General features: G+C 52.0%; 18 protein-coding genes and 1 tRNA gene. 12 read left to right on the forward strand and 7 right to left on the reverse strand.

Annotated elements, in window-relative coordinates; genetic code table 11:
* Window positions 1-59: 59 nt before the first annotated feature.
* Both speE and NNL21_RS27445 read right to left on the reverse strand, forming a co-directional pair.
* The gene (speE, locus tag NNL21_RS27440) at window positions 60-932 is read right to left on the reverse strand and encodes a polyamine aminopropyltransferase (RefSeq protein ID WP_204820544.1); all 873 of its coding nucleotides are present in this window, start codon (window positions 930-932) and stop codon (window positions 60-62) included.
* An 84-nt stretch (window positions 933-1,016) separates the two neighbouring features.
* A complete protein-coding gene (locus NNL21_RS27445; RefSeq protein WP_256555521.1) occupies window positions 1,017-2,207 on the reverse strand; it encodes an S-adenosylmethionine decarboxylase related protein in 1,191 nt (396 codons plus the stop codon).
* Between the two features lie 255 nt (window positions 2,208-2,462).
* On the opposite strand from NNL21_RS27445, the gene NNL21_RS27450 reads away from it, so the two are divergent.
* From NNL21_RS27450 to NNL21_RS27465, 4 genes are all read left to right on the forward strand, one after another.
* Complete coding sequence (locus NNL21_RS27450) at window positions 2,463-2,783, forward strand: PadR family transcriptional regulator (protein ID WP_204820545.1); 321 nt, start codon at window positions 2,463-2,465, stop codon at window positions 2,781-2,783.
* Window positions 2,780-3,334: an HAAS signaling domain-containing protein gene (locus tag NNL21_RS27455; protein ID WP_204820546.1), complete on the forward strand. Its 555-nt coding sequence runs from the start codon at window positions 2,780-2,782 to the stop codon at window positions 3,332-3,334. Before NNL21_RS27450 ends, NNL21_RS27455 begins: the two co-directional genes overlap by 4 nt.
* Window positions 3,331-4,281, forward strand: a complete 951-nt coding sequence (locus NNL21_RS27460) for a DUF4097 family beta strand repeat-containing protein (RefSeq protein ID WP_204820547.1) — start codon at window positions 3,331-3,333, stop codon at window positions 4,279-4,281. Before NNL21_RS27455 ends, NNL21_RS27460 begins: the two co-directional genes overlap by 4 nt.
* A gap of 269 nt (window positions 4,282-4,550) precedes the next feature.
* Window positions 4,551-6,011: an HD-GYP domain-containing protein gene (locus tag NNL21_RS27465; protein WP_204820548.1), complete on the forward strand. Its 1,461-nt coding sequence runs from the start codon at window positions 4,551-4,553 to the stop codon at window positions 6,009-6,011.
* A gap of 46 nt (window positions 6,012-6,057) precedes the next feature.
* Here the strand turns inward: NNL21_RS27465 and NNL21_RS27470 are convergent, their stop codons facing one another.
* A complete protein-coding gene (locus NNL21_RS27470; protein WP_204820549.1) occupies window positions 6,058-6,945 on the reverse strand; it encodes a helix-turn-helix domain-containing protein in 888 nt (295 codons plus the stop codon).
* Between the two features lie 277 nt (window positions 6,946-7,222).
* Here NNL21_RS27470 and NNL21_RS27475 point away from each other — a divergent pair, with 277 nt between their 5' ends.
* The 3 genes from NNL21_RS27475 (at window position 7,223) to NNL21_RS27485 (ending at window position 12,190) form a co-directional block, all read left to right on the forward strand.
* Window positions 7,223-7,444 (forward strand): hypothetical protein, encoded by a 222-nt coding sequence (locus NNL21_RS27475; RefSeq protein WP_204820550.1) that lies wholly within the window; start codon window positions 7,223-7,225, stop codon window positions 7,442-7,444.
* Window positions 7,445-7,527: 83 nt separating this feature from the next.
* Window positions 7,528-11,382 carry a response regulator gene (locus NNL21_RS27480; RefSeq protein ID WP_204820551.1) on the forward strand — a complete coding sequence of 1,285 codons (3,855 nt, stop codon included), beginning with the start codon at window positions 7,528-7,530 and terminating at the stop codon, window positions 11,380-11,382.
* 97 nt (window positions 11,383-11,479) lie between these two features.
* A complete protein-coding gene (locus tag NNL21_RS27485; protein WP_204820552.1) occupies window positions 11,480-12,190 on the forward strand; it encodes a response regulator transcription factor in 711 nt (236 codons plus the stop codon).
* A gap of 61 nt (window positions 12,191-12,251) precedes the next feature.
* Here the strand turns inward: NNL21_RS27485 and NNL21_RS27490 are convergent, their stop codons facing one another.
* Window positions 12,252-12,470 carry a hypothetical protein gene (locus NNL21_RS27490; protein WP_204820553.1) on the reverse strand — a complete coding sequence of 73 codons (219 nt, stop codon included), beginning with the start codon at window positions 12,468-12,470 and terminating at the stop codon, window positions 12,252-12,254.
* Window positions 12,471-13,155: 685 nt separating this feature from the next.
* On the opposite strand from NNL21_RS27490, the gene NNL21_RS27495 reads away from it, so the two are divergent.
* Window positions 13,156-14,703, forward strand: a complete 1,548-nt coding sequence (locus NNL21_RS27495) for an ATP-binding protein (RefSeq protein ID WP_204820554.1) — start codon at window positions 13,156-13,158, stop codon at window positions 14,701-14,703.
* Window positions 14,704-14,823: 120 nt separating this feature from the next.
* Here the strand turns inward: NNL21_RS27495 and NNL21_RS27500 are convergent, their stop codons facing one another.
* On the reverse strand, window positions 14,824-16,329 hold the full coding sequence (locus NNL21_RS27500; protein ID WP_204820555.1) for a copper amine oxidase N-terminal domain-containing protein: 1,506 nt from the start codon (window positions 16,327-16,329) through the stop codon (window positions 14,824-14,826).
* An 18-nt stretch (window positions 16,330-16,347) separates the two neighbouring features.
* The gene (locus NNL21_RS27505) at window positions 16,348-17,787 is read right to left on the reverse strand and encodes an MBOAT family O-acyltransferase (protein WP_204820556.1); all 1,440 of its coding nucleotides are present in this window, start codon (window positions 17,785-17,787) and stop codon (window positions 16,348-16,350) included.
* A 445-nt stretch (window positions 17,788-18,232) separates the two neighbouring features.
* On the opposite strand from NNL21_RS27505, the gene NNL21_RS27510 reads away from it, so the two are divergent.
* From NNL21_RS27510 to NNL21_RS27525, 4 genes are all read left to right on the forward strand, one after another.
* A tRNA-Thr gene (locus tag NNL21_RS27510) sits at window positions 18,233-18,307 on the forward strand.
* Window positions 18,308-18,512: 205 nt separating this feature from the next.
* Window positions 18,513-18,983 (forward strand): hypothetical protein, encoded by a 471-nt coding sequence (locus NNL21_RS27515; protein WP_204820557.1) that lies wholly within the window; start codon window positions 18,513-18,515, stop codon window positions 18,981-18,983.
* Between the two features lie 255 nt (window positions 18,984-19,238).
* Window positions 19,239-19,718: a hypothetical protein gene (locus tag NNL21_RS27520; protein ID WP_204820558.1), complete on the forward strand. Its 480-nt coding sequence runs from the start codon at window positions 19,239-19,241 to the stop codon at window positions 19,716-19,718.
* A gap of 166 nt (window positions 19,719-19,884) precedes the next feature.
* A complete protein-coding gene (locus NNL21_RS27525; protein ID WP_204820559.1) occupies window positions 19,885-20,484 on the forward strand; it encodes a tyrosinase family protein in 600 nt (199 codons plus the stop codon).
* 124 nt (window positions 20,485-20,608) lie between these two features.
* Here NNL21_RS27525 and NNL21_RS27530 read toward each other — a convergent pair whose 3' ends face one another.
* Window positions 20,609-21,277, reverse strand: coding sequence for an NUDIX hydrolase (locus NNL21_RS27530; RefSeq protein ID WP_204820560.1), 669 nt, complete (start codon window positions 21,275-21,277; stop codon window positions 20,609-20,611).
* Window position 21,278 lies beyond the last annotated feature (1 nt).

A 21,278-nucleotide genomic window follows, 5' to 3' on the forward strand; every position in this document is an offset into this window, starting at 1 on the left:
AAAGCGATCCGGGTCAGGAAAGACTGACCCGGATCGCTTCTTTCATAGGGGGACCATGATCAATCCAACGCGGATTGAATGAAATTAGGCAGTTCGAAGGCAGCCGGGATAATCGCCTTATTAACGTATCGCGTGTCGGTAGGCAGGCGATCCATGCAGCCTAATAACGGATCTGTACCTTTGGAAGCCAGGGTAAAGCTCCACATACCGCCAGGGAATGAAGGGATCGCCGTCCAGTACGTCCGAACGACTGGGAATAAGCTGCGAAGCCGCTGGGTCGTAATCCGAAGCCCCTTCATATCAAAGAATGGCGATCCGGATTGAAAAACGGTGATACCATCAGCAGATAAGCTGTCATAAACGGATTTGTAAAAGGCCTTTGTATATAGCGCGGCAGAAGGGCCGTATGGATCGGATCGGTCGATAAGCAGTACATCGATCGGGACAGGGGGCTTGCGGATCCACTTGGCGCCGTCTGCATGGTGGAGATGTGTGAGCGAATCAGCCCGCTCAGAGGGATCGCGATTCAGCCACAAGCGGCAGACCTCCGAGACACGGGCATCAATTTCCACCACGTCAATCCGTTCAACCTCTGTGTACTTGGCCGCTTCGCGTGCGGGTCCGCAGTCACCGCCGCCGATCATGGCTACATGCCGCGGATGCGGATGCGTCACCATAGCCAAGTGTGTAATCATCTCGTTATAGATATAACCGTCTTTCTCCGTCACCTGAGGGACCCCGTCCAGCACGAGCATCCGGCCGAAGGCCGCGGTCTCCGCCACGCTGATTTCCTGATAGGGTGAGCGCTCGTAGTGCAGCAGCCGGTCGATCCGGTATCCTGCCTCCATGTGCAGCTCGGGCAAATCATCCCACAGCCACAGCTCGCTTCCCTCCTTCTCATAGCCGATTAATTGGCCGTCACTCGCTTTCACTGTTCGTCCACCCCTCCGGCCACTCGCGCATACGCTCCAGAAGCAGCCCGTCCGATGTATCGTTCTCGCCCATTACAAAATCCGTCATATAATGCGAGATATAGTCCCCATAACGGCTCTCTTGTCCCAGCAGAACTCATCGACCCAATAAACTCCGTTATCGAGCTTGTCGAGCATCAGTGTGCATACCGCGCCGTAAATTCCGCAGGCAACCTGCAAATAGGTGGCATTCGTGCCGTATATAGGGGCGATGGAATCGCTCCGCATGACATTATACATATACCTTTCTTTGTTGGGATAGACGAGCAGTATACCGACCAAATCAGCACCGTCAAGCGGCGCATCGTTTGGATCGAGCACTTGATGATGCCACGTCCATAGATCATCGGAGTCTTCTCTATGCTGCCGGAGCAAGCTCGTTACTTGGTCGCTCACCTTGTAAATAAATCCCGATTCCACGCCGAGAAGACGGCTCAGGGTCAACGATTCTTCATGAGGCATCAGGCAGCCGTGAAAAAGAAGGCTTCCCATCTTAACGCGGAACCTCACGTCGTAGACATGGTGGTACAAGAATAGCGGCACCCCGTTCGTGACGAGCATCGGATAGTTCAGCAGAGCCTCATCGAGAAAACATTCAGGAGACCATGTGCTGTAAATCGTCCGTTCCTCCATTCTCCCAGCATCGGCATAGAAGGTATCGTCCGTCTCCGCGATATAACATCCAATCGGTTGTTCGGCAGGATACATATTCTTCATCTTCAAGGCCATCCACTGGACGATCCCCGGATTCATGCCGGAGCCAATAATCGCTTTCACGCGGGTGAAGCCGCCGCGTGTCTCTTCGAATCGAAGAGAACGCTCAATCAATGTAAACCCTTCGAGCTCCGGCATTTCGTCAACGGCGGTATTTTCTAATGCAGTATTCGCATAGGCAATACCAAGCTCATCGCAGACGGACAATACGGACGTTGTGTCTGCCCAGGACAAATCAACAACGAGGCTTGCTCCTACTCTTCGTAATAAACGCTTCAGCCGGGTTGTATCATTCGCATCCAGGCTATGCAAGGACATGTCCGGAATCAGGAGGGGACAATGCTCATGATAGTACGACTTAGGGCGCTGCTTGATGTCAACGCAATGTATGCGGTAATTAGCCAGAAGCGTATGCAAGGGGCTGCTTGAATCTCCAGCGGAACGGTTCAGAAGCGCAAGAAAGGCTTTCGCGACACCGCCGCCGCTGCCGAGCAGCGCAATAATGAGTCGCTGCTGTTCCATACGGATCACCTCTCATTCATGTTGTTGCAACATTGTATGCTGAGGGAGCAAGACTTGTCCGAGTCGAATAGCGGGTACAGTTTGTCCAATTCTTACATGCGGGATGAGAATCAGGAGGCAAATTGGCTATTTTTTCTAAACTATGTTGCATAATTGAATAGTAAGTCATATACTATAGCAGCAGGGCCTTATTTTTTTGCAACGCTATTCTATATTGATGAATACTAAACGATAGGGTATAGGGAGAGCTGCTTGATGAATGTGCAGTTTAAGAAAGGCGTGCTGGATTTGTGCGTCCTGGCTTTGACCGCTTGGGAGGACCGGTACGGCTATGAGTTAGCTGTTGCGATTTCTTCGAAGTTCGAGATGGCCGTCGGCAGTGTCTATCCGCTGTTAAATAGGCTCACCGTGGAAGGTTATTTCTCTACCTATTTAAGGGAATCACCGGAAGGACCTCCGCGCAAGTATTACAAGCTGACTCCGCTGGGGCATTCGCATCTCATGGAATTGGTCAGTGAATGGAATACGTTCACCCGCGCGGTCAATGAATTGATTAAGGATGGTGTAGAACAATGATCAAAGAGCAGTATTTACAGCAGCTCTGGGGGCAGCTATCCAAGGTTCCGGAGCCACAGCGCCGGGAGCTTATGTTCGATTATGAAGACCACTTCCGCATCGCCGCGGAGCACGGACGAAGTGAAGAGGAAGCAGCCCGGGAGCTGGGCGATCCTCAGGTGATCGCCAGAGAACTGATGCTGAGCTATCGGGTTGTGGAAGCGGAGAATGGCGGAGGGGTCGTTCGCGTTTCCAAAGCCGTGCTGGCGACGGTGGGTCTAGGCTTTTTCAACTTAATCTTCGTGCTTGGCCCTTATATTGCCCTGCTGGGCGTACTGCTGGCGTTCTGGGCCGTTTCTGTGGCGCTGGGCATCTTGGCCGCCGGTGTCATGTATGAAGGGATATTCGGACAAGGAATACCGCTCCTTCAGGCTTCGTTCATGGCAATGACTGCACTTGGAATCGGTATGCTCGCCGGCGTGGGAACGCATAAGCTGACGCGGAGCGTATTCAAGATAACTTTGAAATATTTACGGTTTAATTCGAGAGTCATGGGAGGGAGAGACAAATGAGGAATTGGATTATTATTGCAGCGATTCTCGTTGTGGTCGGATTAATAGGACTCGGAGTAACTTTCAAAAGTACAGGTTTCTCGATCGGTACAGTGGAGATCGAGAAGCAGCAGCAGGCGGTGGATGCGGCAGGAGTGGAGCGTATTCGTATCGAGAACGACAGTGCGGATATTACGATCGTACCCAGCGCCTCCGATCAAATAAAAGCGGAATTAAGCGGGAACGTGAGTCAGAAGTTTATCGATGATGTCAAGCTGAGCCTTAAGAAAGAGGGAGATCAGGTCACGATCCGGACGGAATCGCATACCGGCTTCACGATTGGGATTAATATTCTGAATCTTAAATTGAAGGTCGAACTGCCTGAGAGAGAGTACCGCGAGCTTGTTCTGGATTCAAGCAGCGGTGAGATCCAGGTGCAGGACATGCTGGCGCAGACCTTCGAAATCGAGGCTGAGTCGGGCGATATCTCGTTGGAAGAACTGACAGGGGATCAGATGTCCGTGAAGACGTCATCAGGGGATATCATGCTTGGCAAGCTGACGGGCAAAGAAATCAATGTCCATGCGAGCTCAGGCGATATTAAGCTGGAGAAGGCAACGGCGGATGAGCTGACGATTGATGTATCCAGCGGCGATATCAAGCTCAAGGATGCCGATGCGAAGCTGCTGGTCGATACCAGCAGCGGCGAGATCGTCGTCAGCCAAGCAGCTATTACACATCCCATGACACTTAGCACCGGAAGCGGCGACGTGGTCATCCACACCGACCGGCAGCCGGAATCCGCCCAAATCCGCTATAATTCCGGTTCAGGCGATTTAGTGAATAGCTGGAAGGATCATAAGTCTTCCACGGATGGAGACGATTATGAAACGATTACGTTCGGCGATGGTTCGGTGATCGTCAGCGTAGAAACCGGCTCCGGGGATTTATTGCTTGGCCGGCGCTAGAGCAGTCGTATCGTTATGAAGAGAGGGTGCCAACTTATTCGTCTAAGTTGGCACCCTCTTTTTGAATACATGCGTTGTTAAGGAATGGATAATTTTATCGTAATTCCTATCAAATCTAATCCTTAAGTACTAAATATTCCCTCTGCCGCAGCCGATAAAATAGAAAAGCGATTCTTTCTACATTCATCTGATCACAAATCTAGGCCATCCAAGCTGCAAGTTAGATGTCAGTCATCTCAGATTCAGACATTCGAACAGGAGGAACTTCCATGCTGGGAAAAGGGAGGTCGCTACTCGGACCGATCCTGGTAACGATATTACCTATCATTGGCTGCGAGCTGCTGCGTACTTCGCAGCAGGCTGACATTGCAGTTACTTCACCTACCGGGCATTTCTACCTCGTCAGTATCATTGCAGGCCTTGCCATTATGCTAGCCATCGCCGTTGGCATTACGGGCTACCGTCTTCGAAACATTAAAGTCGAGTTTTTGGCACTGGCCTATCTCTCGCTTGCCGAGGTTTTCGTGCTGCACGGGTTGGCTACGCCGGGTTTGCTGCTGCACAGTACCAGCTTGGCCGGTATCGCCGCGCAATTAAGCATTTTGCTGGCGGTGATGTGGCTCTGCCTTTCGGCTGCCTCAGCGGATCACCCGATCGTGCGGATCTTAGCGCGGCGGAGGAAGTGGCTTATGCCCGCCTGGGGCATTCTTCTTGCGCTGTTTTGCGTAGCGGCCTTCAGCCGGCCGGAGCTTATCCATAAGTTCCCGCTCAATCGCGACCCCTATGTATGGATTGCCGCCGGTTTAACGGCTGCAGCTTGTCTCTGGACGATGTATCGCTATTGGCACTCCTATCGGGCGGCAAAGTTCCCGCTGCAGCAGGCGATTGTTTACAGCACAGGATGGCTGATTGCCTCGCAGTATATTATGGTGACAGGTACGACATGGAAGCTCAGCTGGTGGCTGTATCACGGTTTGCTGCTTGGATCGATGATTATGATGATCGGCGGGCTGATCCGTCAATATTTCTCACAGGGTTCATTCCGTTCTTCCTTCAAGGTGCTGTTCCAATCCGACCCTCGGGCTTGGCTCGAGGCTTGCATGACGCCTAGCGTGCGCGCACTCATTATGGCAACGGAAGTTCGCGATGCCTATACGGCCGGCCATAATATGCGTGTCGCTTTATATGCGCTGCGTCTGGGTGAAGAGATGATGCTGTCGACCGAACAGCTCCGCGCAATCGCGCAGGGAGGCGTCGTGCATGACGTTGGCAAGCTCAAGGTGCCGGACTCGATCTTGAATAAACCCGGCAAGCTGAGCGCGGAAGAACGCCGCACGATTGAGCGCCATCCCGTATGGGGCTATGATATGTGCAAGCGGCTCGGCTTTTTCTACGACGAGCTCTCCGTTATCCGTTCCCATCACGAGAAATGGGATGGGACGGGATATCCAGACCGTCTTGCAGGGAGCAGCATCCCGCTGCTTGCCCGAATTACCGCCATAGCCGATGTTTACGATGCGCTGACCTCATCACGCTCCTATCGCACGGCGATGACCCATGAAGAAGCAATGGTCATTATTGTGAATGGCAGCGGCGTACATTTCGATCCTGCTTGCGTAGCAGCATGGGAGAGATTGGCGCTTGAGGATTCGACGTTCCTCCTCGAAACAGCTGCCAGTGACCGGCACTTCAAGCTCGTCGATTCCTCCACCAAGGCTCAAATCGTGTAATGAAACCAGGCAGTCTCTCGTCCAGCGACGCGGGGCTGTCTTATTGTTATTCCCATATATCCTGCCGTTTGACGTTCAGCTCGGTGGCGATGAGATCGGCAGTGAGCCGGTGAGGCTTGCCAATCTTCCCGTTGCGCAGCTTGGAGATCGTCTGGACCGAGATGCCGGTCGCTTCGGACAGCTGCTGGGCCGAGATGTTGCAGCGGGCCATCAGAACCTTCAGCTTGATGGAGGGGTCCACCGGGTGCGAGTAGGCGCGCAGATCGGTGACGACGAATCCATTGTTCTTGAGGGTTTCATCTCCATTGTAGAATGGCGAGAAGGTTAACGTGACTTCCAAATCGACCAGATCCGCCAGCTTCTTGGTGCGAAACTTGAAATGCTGGGGCTGACGCCGATTAAGGTAGTGCTTGATTGCATCCTCGATAGGCTCCAGATCGTCTTCATGCACAATCTTGAAGAAGGATTGGTCCTCCACTGTAAATTCCGAATCAAACACAGGCATGGGGTAATTCTCTTCAATATTTTGAATAATGAACTGATTATCAACAATTCCGTACAGCATGACGTTGCCCGTTCTTAACTGGGTATCGATCCATAGCCGCGCGGTTATATCTTCGGCAATCAATATGCGGGTAGGCAGATCATAGCTCTCCACCGTCTGGCAAGTTAGCTTAACATACAATGTCCGGTCGTACTTGGTAACAAGAACATAGGGACAGAATATGCCGTCGCTATTGCTGGTGCTCTCCCAAGCGGAAAATAATCGCGATGGGGACATCTGGAACAGCTCCTGCTCCGAATATCCCGCTAATTTCAGGAATGCGGTATTTACTTTGTCAAAACGCTGCTCTTCGCCATACTTAATGATTAAGGCCATGGGCACATTAAACGAATGGAAAATCGTTTCAAATGCGTTCGTTGCGACGTTCATTACGATTCACACCTTTTCTAGTCTGCTCTTGTTGTCATAAGCCAAAGTTTGTTACTAGACAAAGTATAGTCATGAAACGACCATTTCGACAATTGTTTAAATAATTAAACTCCGGTGCATGCGAAGGTATAATCGAATGATTTCATCCCCTAAGCACAGGAAAACCCAAGCAAACAGGCAGTTTTAAGAGCTTTATGAAAAAGTGTCGTATCCCCATAATAGAACAAAAGTACTAGAAGGATAACAGCCTTCTCTTCCAAAGAAAGTGGGGTTACTAATGAATCTATGCATCATGGAAAACTGCATTAAACCGGTTAAGGCCAAGAAATACTGCGCGATGCATCACCAGCGCTGGCGCCGGCACGGCGATCCAAACACCATTAAAGTGCGCAAGTCAGATCCGCCTGCCGTCTGTCAATGGGTCAGGTGCGAGAAGCCCACCTTGTGCAAGGGATATTGTGCCAAGCATTATTACATCCAGCGCATGATGAAATCGTAACGAATCCTCTCTTCTCTACCTCTATGAAGTCCAACTGCCGGCGAGTATAATAGATCTACATCAGATGGCCCGGGAGGACGGATATGCTGCGCAAAATGTCGCTTCGCGTCAAAGTGCTCATACTTGTGATATGGATTACGACGATACCCCTTTCAATCGTTGGCATTGGCAATTATACGACAGCTAAACAAACGATTATGGATTCACTGATAGAGAAGGCGTCTTCCAAAGTGGTCAGCAATGCTTCTAACCTCTCGTCGTGGATCGATACCAGGCGGGCCGAGGCGGAGGTCATGAGCCGGACCGACCGGGTGCGGTACGGAACAGAGGAGATGAGGGAGGATTACTTCCAGCATGAGTCCAGGAGGGCGCAGTCTCCCTATCTGTCGATCGGGTTTGCCGACTTGAATGGCGTGATCCGGCTTAGCGACGGGAATACGATTCGTATCGATGAAGAACCATGGTTTCGCCATACGTTAGAAGGCGTAACGACGGTTACCGAGCCGTTCACCGGACGGGTATCGGGCGAACGTATCTTTGTTATTCAAGTGCCGGTGTTCGGTGAGGATCAGGAGGTCATCGGGCTCGTAAACGCCTCGCTCCCATTGGAAAGCGTTTACGAAAACTATTTGAGCTTTCAGGTCGGGGAGTCCGATGTGGTGATGCTCTACAATGATGAAGGTTCCATCCTCTATCATCCGGATCAGCGGGTGGCGGTCAACGAGAAGCTATCCTCGCCTGAGCTGCCCTACGCGCCCATAGCAGCCGATTTGCTGGAGTGGAGGGAAGGGTACCGGAAGTTCGACGATCCGGAGGGGCGATCGATGTTTTTTTTCGCGTCAGTCGGAGGAACCACGTGGAAAATAGGGATGGAGGTCCCGCTCAGCGAGTTTGAGAAGCCGCTTAAATCGCTTCTTGTGCGTACGATCGCCTATATTGTGCTAGCCGTGGCAGTGATGACGCTGCTTCTGCTTCTGCTGACAAGCCGTATTCTGAAGCGGATCAAACGTGTTCTGGAAGTAACGGAGGCCGCATCCGCAGGGCAATTCGACGTCTTGCCGGTGCCCGAAGCGGGAAACGATGAAATTGCCCAGCTTGCGTATTCGGTGAACGATATGACGGTCCATCTCAGGGATATGTTCGATCGTATGGAAGCGATCATTAATCAGAATGAATATGCATTTATCGTCATGGATGACGAGTATCGGGTGACCTATTTCAGCAAAGCCGCGGAACGGATGCTGGGCTATCGGGCGGAAGAAGTGCTTCATACGGCAACGGCGCTCACCTTCATCGACCAAGACGATATGCGGGCCGAAGCGGAGATGCTCAGCCGCAAGCTTGGACGTAAAATTACACCCGATATCAATCTTTTTCATGAGCTCCGCAAGGAGCACTTCTCTTACGAGCGGGAGTGGATGTATGTCCGGAAGGACGGAACGAAGCTGCCTGTCTCCCACAGCTCCAATGGCATCAGGGACCGCAGCGGGAACTTTATCGGGGTTGTTGGAATTGCCCGCGATATTACGGAGCAGAGGCGGACGTCGAAGGCGCAGAGCCAGCAGCTTGATGTAATGGAAGCGGCCAAGGATTTGATCGCGACATTCGATGAGCAGGGCAAGCTGCTGTATATTAACCCCGCTGGCCGCACGCTGCTTGGTCTGTCACCGCAGCAGGGGGAAGAGCTGAAGGACGAGGTGCCGAAGCGGATCATCGACGAGCTGCTGGAAGGCGTCGCTGGCGCGCGGGCGCGCGGATACCGCGAGAGCGAGGCGCTTCTGTTCACCGTGGACGGGAATTGGGTGCATGTGTCCAAAATATTGGTTGCCCATCGCGATGAATTAACGCGCGTGACCTTCTTCTCATGTATTGCCCGGGATATTACGGAGCAGAAGCGTGTCCAAGGCGAGCTTGAAGAGGCCAAGCGCGAAGCGGAAGAGGCGAGCCGGGCCAAGAGCGACTTCCTCGCGCGGATGAGTCATGAAATCCGAACGCCGCTTGCGGGTATTATTGGGCTTACAAGGCTGATGCAGAAGACGGGGCTGTCTGATCTGCAGCGCGACTATTTGGACAAGATGTGGTCTTCTTCCGAGGCGCTGCAGCGAATAATCAACGATGTGCTCGACTTGGCCAAGGTGGAGGCCGGTAAGATCGAGTTGAGCGAAGTGGCGTTCAATCCGGAACAGCTGCTTCAGAAATTAGCCGATTTGCTCAGCATGTTCGTCGGCGGCAAGGAGCAGTTTGAATTCATCATTGAGACGCCGGACACAATGCCATCCTCTCTTATTGGCGATCCGCTCCGGCTTGAGCAGGTGCTGCTTAACCTATGTGTCAATGCCGTCAAATTCACGAATTTTGGGCATGTTCGACTTCGCCTCGAGCAGCTGGAGGACGAACAGGACGATTACGCGGTTATCCGATTTACTGTAGAGGATACGGGGATCGGCATATCGGAGGAGCAGCTTCCAAGGCTGTTTGAGCCGTTCAACCAAGCAGGGGTCTCGACCACACGCAAATACGGAGGCACGGGGCTTGGTCTGGTCATCGCGAAAAGTCTTGTCGATATGATGGGTGGAGCGATCGAGGTCAAGAGCGAGAAGGGAGTGGGCAGCCAATTTACCTTTACGCTGCGCTTTGCGGCGGCTGCACCGGCAAGCAACCGGTATCGGATCGGCAAGGGAGGCGAGCATGCCGTATGGGTCGTGGAGGACTATGAGCTGACCCGGACTCACTGGTCTGCCCAGCTGGAGGAGATGGGCATGCTGCCGATTGAGTACGCCACCTGGAGATCGGCGCAGGACCGGCTCATGCGTGCAGGCATCGGGGCGTTACCTAATGCGCTCCTGCTTGATTTTGAAATGCCGGATATGTTCGGCGATGAAACATGGCATTCCTTACATAAATCGACCCAAGAGGCTGGAGTGCCGACGATTGCCATTACGACCGCCTTCGGCCGCGAAGAGCTGCTGAAGCTGCCGCTTGAGAACCGTCCAGACGCCATATTGGTCAAGCCGGTCAGCCGGATCAGCTTGTACCAAGGGCTATACTCCGTCTTGGAGCGTGCAGCAGATCGTGCCAGCATAACCGAGACTGCGGCCGATCTCGAACGGCCGGAGCATCCCAAGGGGAATATATTGCTGGCGGAGGATAATGTGATCAATCAGCTTGTAGCTGTCGAACAGCTTCGCGAATGGGGCTTCTCGGTTGAAGTGGCCGAGAACGGCCGCGAAGTGCTGGAGAAGCTGGAGGGCGGGCATTGGGATCTGATCTTGATGGATATTCATATGCCGGAGATGGATGGGGATGAAGCGACGAGGATCATCCGAACGGATTCCAGGTTCGACCGGCTTCCAATCGTAGCTCTGACGGCGAATGTAATCCGGGAGGATCATGAGCGGTACATGCAGCTTGGGATGAACGACGTCCTGACGAAGCCGATCGATGAGGAGAAGATGTTTCAGGTCATCGTCAAGTGGCTGCGAACCGGGAGCAGCTACCAGACTGCGCTGCCACAGGCAGCCAAGACCGCGATTACGCCGCCATGGGCCAATGAGGAGGAGCCGGCGCTTACCATCCCAGGGATCGATGAGGCGTCCGCACTGGAACGCGTCAATGGCAAGCGGGACATTCTCAATCACATGCTGAAGCTGTTTGTTCGAGATTACGCCCCGTTTTGCATCCGCATGGAAGAGGCCCTGCGGGCGGGCGATTACACGCAGGCGAGAAGAATGGCTCACACGCTCAAGGGAGTGGCAGGCAATCTGTCTGCCGGGGAGCTGGCGGCTACGGCCGATCAGCTGGAGACGTTGCTTAAGCAGCCGGCGGAATCCATAGATCGTCCCTCGGCTTTCGCAGCAGCAGCATGCGTGAGGATCGTTATAGAACCGATTCTTACCGCTCTTATGCAGCAGGATACGACATTCGACAACAATTCCTAACATTTTTCTAACAATCTATTGTTGACCCATGACTCCTGCTGTATATTAATAGTAGATAAACTCAAGGACAATCTTCAATTCCTCTCGAGGTGAGGCCGTGTATAAGATTCTAATCATTGAAGATGATGTCATGATGAGCGATATGCTGGCGATGTATTTGTCGGAAGAGGGTTATGCAGTTGAACAGGCGCCTAATGGGGAATCCGGCCTGCTGCTGCTGGAGCAGTTCAAACCGGATTTGGTTCTGCTGGACCTGATGCTCCCTGACTGGGACGGTACGGAGCTGTGCCGAAGCATTCGGCAATCCTCGCTGGTCCCAATCATGATTGTATCGATGAAGACGGAAGTTTCCGAACGTGTACAAGCGCTGCGCGCAGGGGCGGATGATTATCTATGTAAACCGTTCAGCATGCATGAATTGAGCGCCCGTTCGGAATCGCTCATACGAAGAGCCCACATGATGCAAGCTGCCACGGTGCAGGACGGAATGAGCTATGCCACCGAGGATGCGTCTATTCGTCTTGATACGGAGAGAAGGCTACTGCTCGTTCGCGGAATGCTCGTGGAGACGACGTTCTCGGAGTTTGAATTGATGAAGCTATTTCTAGCCAACCCCGGCAAGGTATTCAGCCGTGAAGATTTGATCAATGCCATCCGCGGCTTCGATTCGTTCGTCACCGATCGGGCCATTGACGTCCATATCGTAAATCTCCGCCGCAAGGTAGAGCCTAATCCGAAGGAGCCGAAGTATATACGCACTGTCTGGGGCGTTGGCTACAAGTATATTCAAGAAACGGTCTTATCGTAAATCTGCAAAGAAGCCTGCGTCACCCCCACCGGGGCAGCGCAGGCTTCTTTGCGGTTTTACGTCAGCTGACCTCCATATAAAGCTTGGTTCCGTCATTATATTGTAATATCGCCACGTCGCGGATCATTTCTACGGACGATATCCGTTTCCACTTTTTGCGGAAGTCAAAGTTGTACTCCATCTCGAACAGTTTGTTGCGCAGCATTTCTATATAGGTAGTCTGCTCGGAAGGGTAGTGAACCGGAACGCTACGATTCTTATAGGTAATGACCTCTGTCATTTTCATGCACCCCCGATTTCGATTTAATGCTATTATAAGCGAAATCCTTTAGTCCCTTATAAAGGAGGCGTCAGACATTTGTTTAATTTCCTAACATTGTTCTAACAATTTCAGCTGGAAGTTAAACAGGCACTTGAGCAGCCTTGCCGTGAACTCTAACAGCCGCCTTCGTTCGAGCTAGGCGGCTGCTGGGGTCGCGTTCTATGTCCAAGAAGTCCATTCACACCGCGTGAAGCCTGATTTAAGAGAATGCTGCCGTAGGGAATGGCCGCCTATATGTTGTATAACCCGCTTAAGATCAAACGAATCGTTGCTGCCGTGATAATCCGCCCAGCCATGCAAGCTGGAAGGAGCAGGGCAAATATGGCAAATCGGAGTCATCCAAAGCAAAGCAGGGTAATGACCATCAGTTCGATTATTGATCGCTCCTGGTAGTGGAGAGGTTCGTGGGATGTGTCAGGACTATCCGGAATGGATCATGGGCGAAATGGCCCGGTTCCCGCGGTTATCGACGGGAGAGTCCTCCATTTTGCGCCTGTGAACTGCAACTTCTGTATCAGCTTTAGTATATGCGCCGTTGTGGTGTGGTAAGAACAGACTTGCGTGTTGTACAATCGTTATAATACTTTATCGTATTATCGTACAAAACGATTAGGGCGATTCGGTAGGGTGGGAGGAGTCGCACTTGAATTTCGCTAAAACATTCTTCGCCAGTATCAGTATCATGATCACATTGGCTTATATATTCAACATCGGCTATAAATACATTTTTCAGCATGCTTCAGTACGGGTGAAATATGGCTTGACGATCGCTGTGTTCATCATTGGCGGCTGGTTTGCCATGCTGTTCGGTATCCGTGTTCATGGCGTGACGCTGCTCGATCTCCGGTTCGTTCCTTCCATTGTTGCTGTATTGGTTTTTCCGAATCCTTGGGTGATTATCGGAATTAGCAGCGGTATCGGAGTCGGCAGGCTCTTCTTCGGCACAGACTTGTCGGCATGGACCGGAGTGGGCAATATGATTCTGACCGGGTTTGCATGTGCGGCCCTGCATATTTGGCTGAAGCGTATGACCTGGCGCTTCGTATGGAAAAGCGCGGTTACCATCCTGATCGTTAATGTCGTCTACGCGCTGCTTGCCATCTTCTCGATGTATGTAACGAAGACCATGACTATTACCGCCTACTGGAATGCGATTGGCGTCTATGTATTTCCGGTCAGGATCGTGCTCTGTGCCTTATTCGTCTTTATTATCCGCGATTTTCAAAAGGAGCAGCTGCGCGTGGATGAACTGCGCACGATGAATATGCTGCTGCGAAGGCAGACGAGCGAGCTGCGCCAGGCGAAGCGGGATGTAGAGGAGAAGGCAAGGGAGCTGCTGCAGGCATCCAAATATAAATCCGAGTTTCTAGCTAACATGTCGCATGAATTAAAGACGCCTCTGAATAGCGTCATTCTGCTCTCGCAGCTGATCCACGACAATGACGAAGGTCGTTACGAGGGCGATGAGGTGAATTATGCCGAACTGATTCATGTGGCGGGCAATGATCTGCTGCAGCTCATTAACGATATATTGGATTTATCGAAAGTGGAAGCAGGTAAGATGGATGTTAATTTCGAGCAGGTCTCGACGCATGAGCTTGTCCAGCTCCTTCATCAGCAATATCTGCCGCTCGCCGATCAGAAGAAGCTGGCATTCGAAACGGATATCTCCGCAAGCGTTCCCGTTACGCTGATGACCGATGCACTGCGCGTCAATCAGATATTGCGTAACCTGCTTGTCAATGCGTTCAAATTTACGGAGACGGGCAGCGTCAAGCTAACCGTCAGGCTGGAAGGAGGCGCCAAAGCGATCGAATCCGGTCAGCCTGGGAAGGGGCGGACCCGCACGTGGAATCTGGCTTCCTGGGGACGCCACGCCGCAAGGCCCATACCGCCGCAGCGGATTTCATTCACCGTGGCCGATACGGGAATTGGGATCGAGCCGGAGAAGCAAGAGCTGATCTTTGAGGCCTTCCGGCAGGAGGACGGGGCGATCAACCGCAAATATGGGGGAACCGGCCTCGGCCTCTCAATTAGCCTGCAGCTTGCACGGCTGCTCGGCGGTTCATTGAAGCTCAAGAGCGAGAAGAACAAGGGAAGCTCCTTCACGCTGTATCTGCCTATGAAACCGCCAGTGAATCCGGCAGAGGAGGTTGCGGAGCAAGCCGCGGTTAAGAGAACCGGCAAGTGAACATGTGAATAAACCCATGCTGCAGCCGCTCCTGTCAGGTGCCGGGCGGCACGTGAATAGAAAGAAGAACAGCCCGCCGTCATGCTTCATGACGGCGGGCTGTTCTCTATTATCGTGGTGTTAAGGTTGGATAAGGGTAATGCGCTTGGTCACTTGATCCGGCTCTTCCTGCTTGACTTCCCAGCCGAGCGCGCTTGCCATGAACGCAAGCGGAACGATCGTCTTCCCGCCTATTAATTCGACAGGGTAAGGTACATCCACAGCTTTGCCGTCTATCTTCGCTTCCATGCTCCCGACGGTTAAGACAATTTCATGAGCGTCCCGTGTAACGGTCATCGTCTTGGTTGCCTGATCCCATACCAGCTCCGCGCCGAGTACGGCAGCAGCTTCCTTCGATGGAACGAACAGCAGTTTGTCCGGACCACGAAGCTCCTTCTGCGTGAACGTGACGGCTTTGTCAGGCGCAGAAGCAAATCTTACCGGCACCCTCAACAGGTCGCCTGCACCGGTAACAGCCACATCCTCAACCTGCTGGCGAAGATCGTCGACAAACGAATCTACATTATCTTCCGTCACCCGATACTTCGGATCGTCTTGTCCGACTGCACGTGCAATCCACGTATTCACATTCTGATTATGGTGAGATAGATCCTTGAACAGATTCAGGTTAAATGTCCATTCCGCTTCCGTTTGGAAATCATATACCTTCACGTTCGGATACTGCTTGAATTTCTCGAACATCCATTTTTTCATGGTGAGCTGCTGCTCATAACGGGCGACGTTCAGATCGCGCCAGACGGCTTGACGGAGAATCGAGTACGGCGGGTAATAAAACTTGAATTCGATTTCGGGATGCTCCTTGATGAGCGGCTCGATGTAATCGGTGAAATTCTTCTGGACGACCTCGAGCGGCTCTTCGTTCATACCGACCCGAACCTCTTCGCTCAGCGCCTTCTTATAAAACTTCATCGCGTATTGTTTCCCGTACACCACATAATAATTCCAGTTGTACAGGTATTCGAGTCCCATGAGACGCTTGCCGTTCTCGCTTGCGGTCATCCGCTTGTAGATGCCTTTGGCAAGCTCCTGATACGGTGTCACGTTGAACCAATATTTGTAGTCATTGAGGAAATTGTCATCGTACAAATAATGCGGGTAAGGACCTTGAGCATCCAGGTTAGCCGGCTTCAGGGCGAAATAGTCGATTCCCCACAGCACCTGCTTCACCTTGCCGGTACGAAAAGCAACCTGTGCAATATCATACTGTTCTTCGGCATAGGAGCCTCGGATCGACAGCTTGATTGTCTTCCCGCCAAGCTCTTTGTCAACTACGGAAGGCAGGAAATTCTCCGTCATCGAGGTGCCGAGAATGACGGTGTCATAGTCGTAATTGCGTGCAAGGCCCGGATTCTGGTAACGCTGCTCGTTCGAGAAGATCGGATCGTACAGCGTGGCCTTCCGATAGAATTGAAGCGGGTCGATGATATACATCGCTAATATGGTAAACGCCGCAAACAGCAGGGCGCCAGTCGTAAATCCGATCAGCATTCGCTTGCTGGCCTTTGTGGAAAGCGTCCGACGCCGCGGCGAAGTTTTGGGCTTGAGCGTTTCATCTTGAGCTTTCATGGACGTTTCGCCGCCTTTCTAGAAATTGAAGTAGAGGAACTCGCTGATGCGGTTAAAGTACAACAGGGAAATGATAAATAACAGTGCCATTGCTACGCCTGTACGCCATGTCGGGCGATAAGTCTGCATGCGCTCGGACGAATTGCGCGCGAATACGGCGATCGGGAAGAAGATCAGAATCATCACGATCGCGGGCAGCAGCAGCTTCAACATCGCCATTGTCGGCATGATGCCTTCCAGACCGGACATCCCCCGGAGAATACGGACAGCTTGATCGTAGCTCGCCGCGCGGAAGAACACCCACGTAAAGTTAATGAACAAGAAGGTAATTAACCAGGCAAGCCATTTTGGCATCTTAATGCCAAGCCTGGTCCATAGCCTATGGATAACCGAGCCGATCCCGTGCAGGCAGCCCCATATGAGGAACGTCCAGCCCGCGCCATGCCAGAGGCCACCGACGACGAAGACCATCGATATGTTAAACAGCATGCGGGGTTCGCCTTTGCGGTTGCCGCCGAGCGGGATATAGATATAGTCGCGCAGGAAGCGGCTGAGCGTCATATGCCAACGCCGCCAGAAGTCCTGAATATTAAGCGCCTTGTAAGGCGAGTTGAAGTTCTGCGGCAGCCGGATGTTGAACAGCAGCGCGGCGCCGATAGCCATGTCTGTATAACCGCTGAAGTCAAAGTACAGCTGGAACGTATAGGATAGGGAGGCGACCCATGTATCAACGAATGAAGTTGCCGTTGCGAATCCGTCATTGGCATAGCCAGCGAACGAATCGGCAATGACCACCTTTTTGAATAAACCGATACAGAATACATAAACGCCGAGAGAGGCGTTGCGCCAGCTCCATACTTTACTCCGCACACGGTCGAATTGAGGCATCATTTCACTGTGATGCAGAATCGGGCCGGCGATCAAATGCGGATAGAAGGTAACAAATAGAACGTAGTTGACAATATTTGCTTCGCGGGCCTTCCGTCTATACGCATCCACGAGAAAGGCGATTTGCGTAAAGGTGAAAAAGCTGATGCCCAGAGGCAGGATAAGCTTAAGCAGCGGGAATGAGGAGCCAGTCATATCATTAATGTTGCTCAGGAAGAAGTCCGCATACTTGTAATAGATCAGCAATCCGATATTACTTATGATACCAAAGGTAAGAAGCGCTTTGCGCTTTCCGCGGTTGTGCTCATTTAAATACGAGGCTTGTCCATCTCCGGTTGCCGGATCGCCGGACTTGTGACGCATGAGCAGACGGCCAATCGTATAGTTAAAGGCGATGGAAGCGAGAATGAGCGGAACATACTTGACGTCCCACCAGCCGTAGAAAAACAGCGATGAGAGCGCGAGCCATACTTTGGCGGCATCGGACAGCCGAAACCGGTTCAACAGGAAATAGACGACGACAGTGACGGGTAAAAAGGCGAATATAAAGACGTACGAGTTAAACAGCATATGCGGCCTAACACTCCTAACTTCTTATGACGGATTCGAGGACAAACTAACACATTAATTTATATCATATTCGTCCGCTTTCGTCGAATTTGTACATCGATTGACAGCATTAGCGCCGGCGGAAGCAGACCTATTGATTTGACGCCTTGAACAGTCAAAATGTTTGATCAACATGCCGATGCCATAAAATGGACACAATTCTATAGGCGAAGGGGGCTAGCCGACAAAAGGGGTATTTCTATAAGGCGTGTCAGTTGTCCAAACGGCTAGCTAACGATAACAAGCGAATCTTAATGATTTGGTTATCCAAATCTTAACGTTTCCTTAACTGGCGGGGAGATCCCGTTCACATTGCCTCAGGGGGAAAAAGGAAACGAAAAAGACTTGACTTAGTCGAAACTCATGCGATATATTATAAAAGTCGTCGCGACGACATTGCACTTATGCTGATGTAGCTCAGGGGTAGAGCAACGCACTCGTAATGCGTAGGCCGGGGGTTCAATTCCCTTCATCAGCACCATTCCTTTCATCAATGATACGCGGTTCCTCTTAGGAGGGGCCGCGTTTTTTGGTTTTCTGCTAGAATAGGCACCTACCGGGGAAGGCGCTGGTACCCGCGTCGTTATTGACTTTCAAAAATGCATGAATGACAGGGAGCACTTGTCCACGCTCTTTCACGTTTTTCTCATAGGATAGATTAAGCTCAATTCTAAGGAGGAATCAACGTGTCAGCAAAATTCAAAATGAAAAACGTCAAAGTGGTGCGTAAGACGACAAAACGCGCTCGTATTTCGTCGTCGTCGACGTCGGGATGTCGCAGACGCTGTGATGAGGCAGTAGATGCGGTTCAAGAAGCCGGAGCCGATCTATCGGATTTATTTTGCCAGCTTAAGGACCGCAGGGCTGCTAGGGAGCTCGTTCGTGGAATCCGCTGCAAAAACAAACGTCTTGTCGAGCATCTGATCGGACACAACTGCAACGTTGTAAGATTCTTCGATCAAGACCGCCAGTCCTGCGTTCGCATCAGCTGTACGTTTGGCGATTGCTGCGACGTACGCATCACATTCGACATCTGTGTCTCGAATGAGCACTGCAGAAACTTGGTCGGCGGCGTAGAGGATAATAACCGCAGATGCTGCGGAAACTCTTTCGGCAGAAGCAACATGTACGGCGGCAACGGTTTCAACAATTACTAATCGCATCTCGGGTAACAAAGCGCACTCCTAATGGGCAGGCTAGGGATTCTATTTCATTACAAAAAGAGATTTGCGGTTCCTCTATGGAGGAGCCGCATTTTTTTTGCTGCTAGATGAGAGGCATTTGCAGGGGAAGGCGATGCAACCCGCGCCGTTATTGACTTTCAAATTACGCGAATAGCGGGGATCACTTGTCCACGCGCTTTCTGCTTATTCTCATAGAATAGATTAACTCAACAAGAGGAGGAATCATGCATGTCAGCCAAAGTGAAAGTAAGCAATGTTAAAGTGGTGCGTAAGACGAAAAAACGTGCGCGTGTCTCTTCGTCTTCGTCGTCATGTAAAGAAAGATGTGATGAAGCTGTTGAAGCGGTTCAAGAAGCCGGAGCAGACTTGTCTGATTTATTTGGCCAATTAAAGCATCGTATGGCGGCGAAGGAGCTCGTTCGTGCAATCCGCTGCAAAAACAGACGTCTTGTCGAGCATCTGATCGGCTTCAACTGTAACGTGGTCAGATTCTTCGACCAAGACCGCCAGTCCTGTGTTCGCATCAGCTGTACCTTCGGCGATTGCTGTGACGTCCGCATTACATTTGACATCTGCGTCTCGAACGAACACTGCAGAAACCTGGTTGGTGGCAGGAGCGATGAGAACAATAGAGGCTGCAACCAATACGGAAGAGGAAATATGTACGGCAATAACGGCTACAACGGCTACAACGGCAACGGCTATTAACAATTACTGACTGTATGGGGGCGCTTCACGGCCTTCGTCTTACGTCCGTCACACCCCCGCCTCCATGGGAGGCGGGGGGTTCTGTTTTTAGTCCAGAGAGAGTGAACCGTTCTTCAGGCAAATTCATAGACTGAATAAACGTCAAACCTGACTGGAGGGATCTGTTATGCCGACAATACCGAATTTTCCACCGGCCCTTCTGGAGGAACATCGCCGTTGGCATCACGAGAACCATCAAGCTGACCCTAATAATCTACCGCCCGGATATGGAGAGCGGTTTCTGCAGTTTCACCGGAATTATATAGGCCGTGCGCTGCAATGGTATAACCAGATGGGATACGACCCCCGCCTTGTCGCACCATGGCAGGAGGTGCCGGCAGCAATTCGCAATTCCCCTTGCTACAATCAAGCGGCCGAGATGCGGATTCGCTTTAATCCCCAGTCATTTGCTTCGGCAGATGAGCTAGGGGCTTTGATTGAAGGCTCTAACTTGCATGGCTGCATGCACCTGGAAGCCGCCAGGATTTACGGTGAGTCGGATATGAACGATTTCGATCTCGCTCCGCGCAATACGATTTTCTACAATATTCATACCATGATTGATGGTTGGTACCAGCAATGGGAACGGGCGAAGGGTCTTCGGGGAACGGGGAAAGCGGACAGATCCAAGCGGACGGTCATCCGCGGTATCGATGGAAGCAGGAGCCGGATTCAAGTGAAGCCGGCCGCGTCTAAGAAGACCGCTTCGCCGAAATGGAAGAAATGAATCGAGGCCGCGCCAGCGTTCACTGGAGCAGCCTCGGGTGGAGTGGGAGGTACGATTGGCAGGAGACGGAATCCGTCCGGTACGGACAACTGCTGTGTCGCCCGCGCACGTTATGGTTTTTAGACTAGCTTACGATGTGATTGAGGAGAGCGCGGAATACGCCGGCATAATAGGAGGCGGGCCGTGTTACAAAGTCTGAAGCATAGACGATACGCTCCGTTTCCTGAAGCCGGCCGCCGCTCCCGTACTCCATGCCAGAGGCGGTTACATACGCCAACCGATTCTCGAACAAGGCGATCATATCATCCAGATCAGCTTCATAAACGCCGGCGACCTCTTCGGCTTGCAGTTGAAGAGCCGACAGCGTACCCTCATAAACAAAGCCATGTACTGAACTAATCTCGCGATCAATGAACGGAACACCCTTAGCCGTGCCAACGGCTTCGTGTCTGGCTTCGCCCAGCGGCAGCAAGGATTCGTACTGGACGCCGACACCAAGCTCCTCCTCGACTTCCCGGGACGCATCCTGCATCGTCTCGCCAGCCGCCAGGTGACCGGCGGCTGTTATGTCATAATGGAGTGGAAAGGTGTCCTTATTCGCGCTGCGCTGTTGGAACAAGACAAGCTTGCGCCCTCCGTCTTGACGGATCAGCCAGCAGTGAAAGGAGCGGTGCCAGTAGCCCATGGCATGCACCGTACTGCGTGCAGCCGTACCGATCCAAGTCTCTGCTTCGTCATAGATATCGAAGCGTTCTTCTTGCTCGTCTCCTTCTTCACTCCGGGTGAGACCCATC

Source organism: Paenibacillus mendelii (genome assembly GCF_024498075.1).
Lineage (GTDB): Bacteria > Bacillota > Bacilli > Paenibacillales > Paenibacillaceae > Paenibacillus_Z > Paenibacillus_Z mendelii.

Bases quoted from the DNA above. Each gene is read 5' to 3' on its own strand.
- NNL21_RS27525 (WP_204820559.1), top strand. From the start codon at position 19,885: ATGCCGACAATACCGAATTTTCCACCGGCCCTTCTGGAGGAACATCGC.
- NNL21_RS27520 (WP_204820558.1), top strand. From the start codon at position 19,239: ATGTCAGCCAAAGTGAAAGTAAGCAATGTTAAAGTGGTGCGTAAGACG.
- NNL21_RS27530 (WP_204820560.1), bottom strand. From the start codon at position 21,277: ATGGGTCTCACCCGGAGTGAAGAAGGAGACGAGCAAGAAGAACGCTTC.
- NNL21_RS27445 (WP_256555521.1), bottom strand. From the start codon at position 2,207: ATGGAACAGCAGCGACTCATTATTGCGCTGCTCGGCAGCGGCGGCGGT.
- NNL21_RS27480 (WP_204820551.1), top strand. From the start codon at position 7,528: ATGCTGCGCAAAATGTCGCTTCGCGTCAAAGTGCTCATACTTGTGATA.
- NNL21_RS27500 (WP_204820555.1), bottom strand. From the start codon at position 16,329: ATGAAAGCTCAAGATGAAACGCTCAAGCCCAAAACTTCGCCGCGGCGT.
- NNL21_RS27470 (WP_204820549.1), bottom strand. From the start codon at position 6,945: ATGAACGTCGCAACGAACGCATTTGAAACGATTTTCCATTCGTTTAAT.
- NNL21_RS27450 (WP_204820545.1), top strand. From the start codon at position 2,463: ATGAATGTGCAGTTTAAGAAAGGCGTGCTGGATTTGTGCGTCCTGGCT.
- NNL21_RS27490 (WP_204820553.1), bottom strand. From the start codon at position 12,470: ATGACAGAGGTCATTACCTATAAGAATCGTAGCGTTCCGGTTCACTAC.
- NNL21_RS27475 (WP_204820550.1), top strand. From the start codon at position 7,223: ATGAATCTATGCATCATGGAAAACTGCATTAAACCGGTTAAGGCCAAG.
- NNL21_RS27465 (WP_204820548.1), top strand. From the start codon at position 4,551: ATGCTGGGAAAAGGGAGGTCGCTACTCGGACCGATCCTGGTAACGATA.
- NNL21_RS27455 (WP_204820546.1), top strand. From the start codon at position 2,780: ATGATCAAAGAGCAGTATTTACAGCAGCTCTGGGGGCAGCTATCCAAG.
- NNL21_RS27460 (WP_204820547.1), top strand. From the start codon at position 3,331: ATGAGGAATTGGATTATTATTGCAGCGATTCTCGTTGTGGTCGGATTA.
- NNL21_RS27505 (WP_204820556.1), bottom strand. From the start codon at position 17,787: ATGCTGTTTAACTCGTACGTCTTTATATTCGCCTTTTTACCCGTCACT.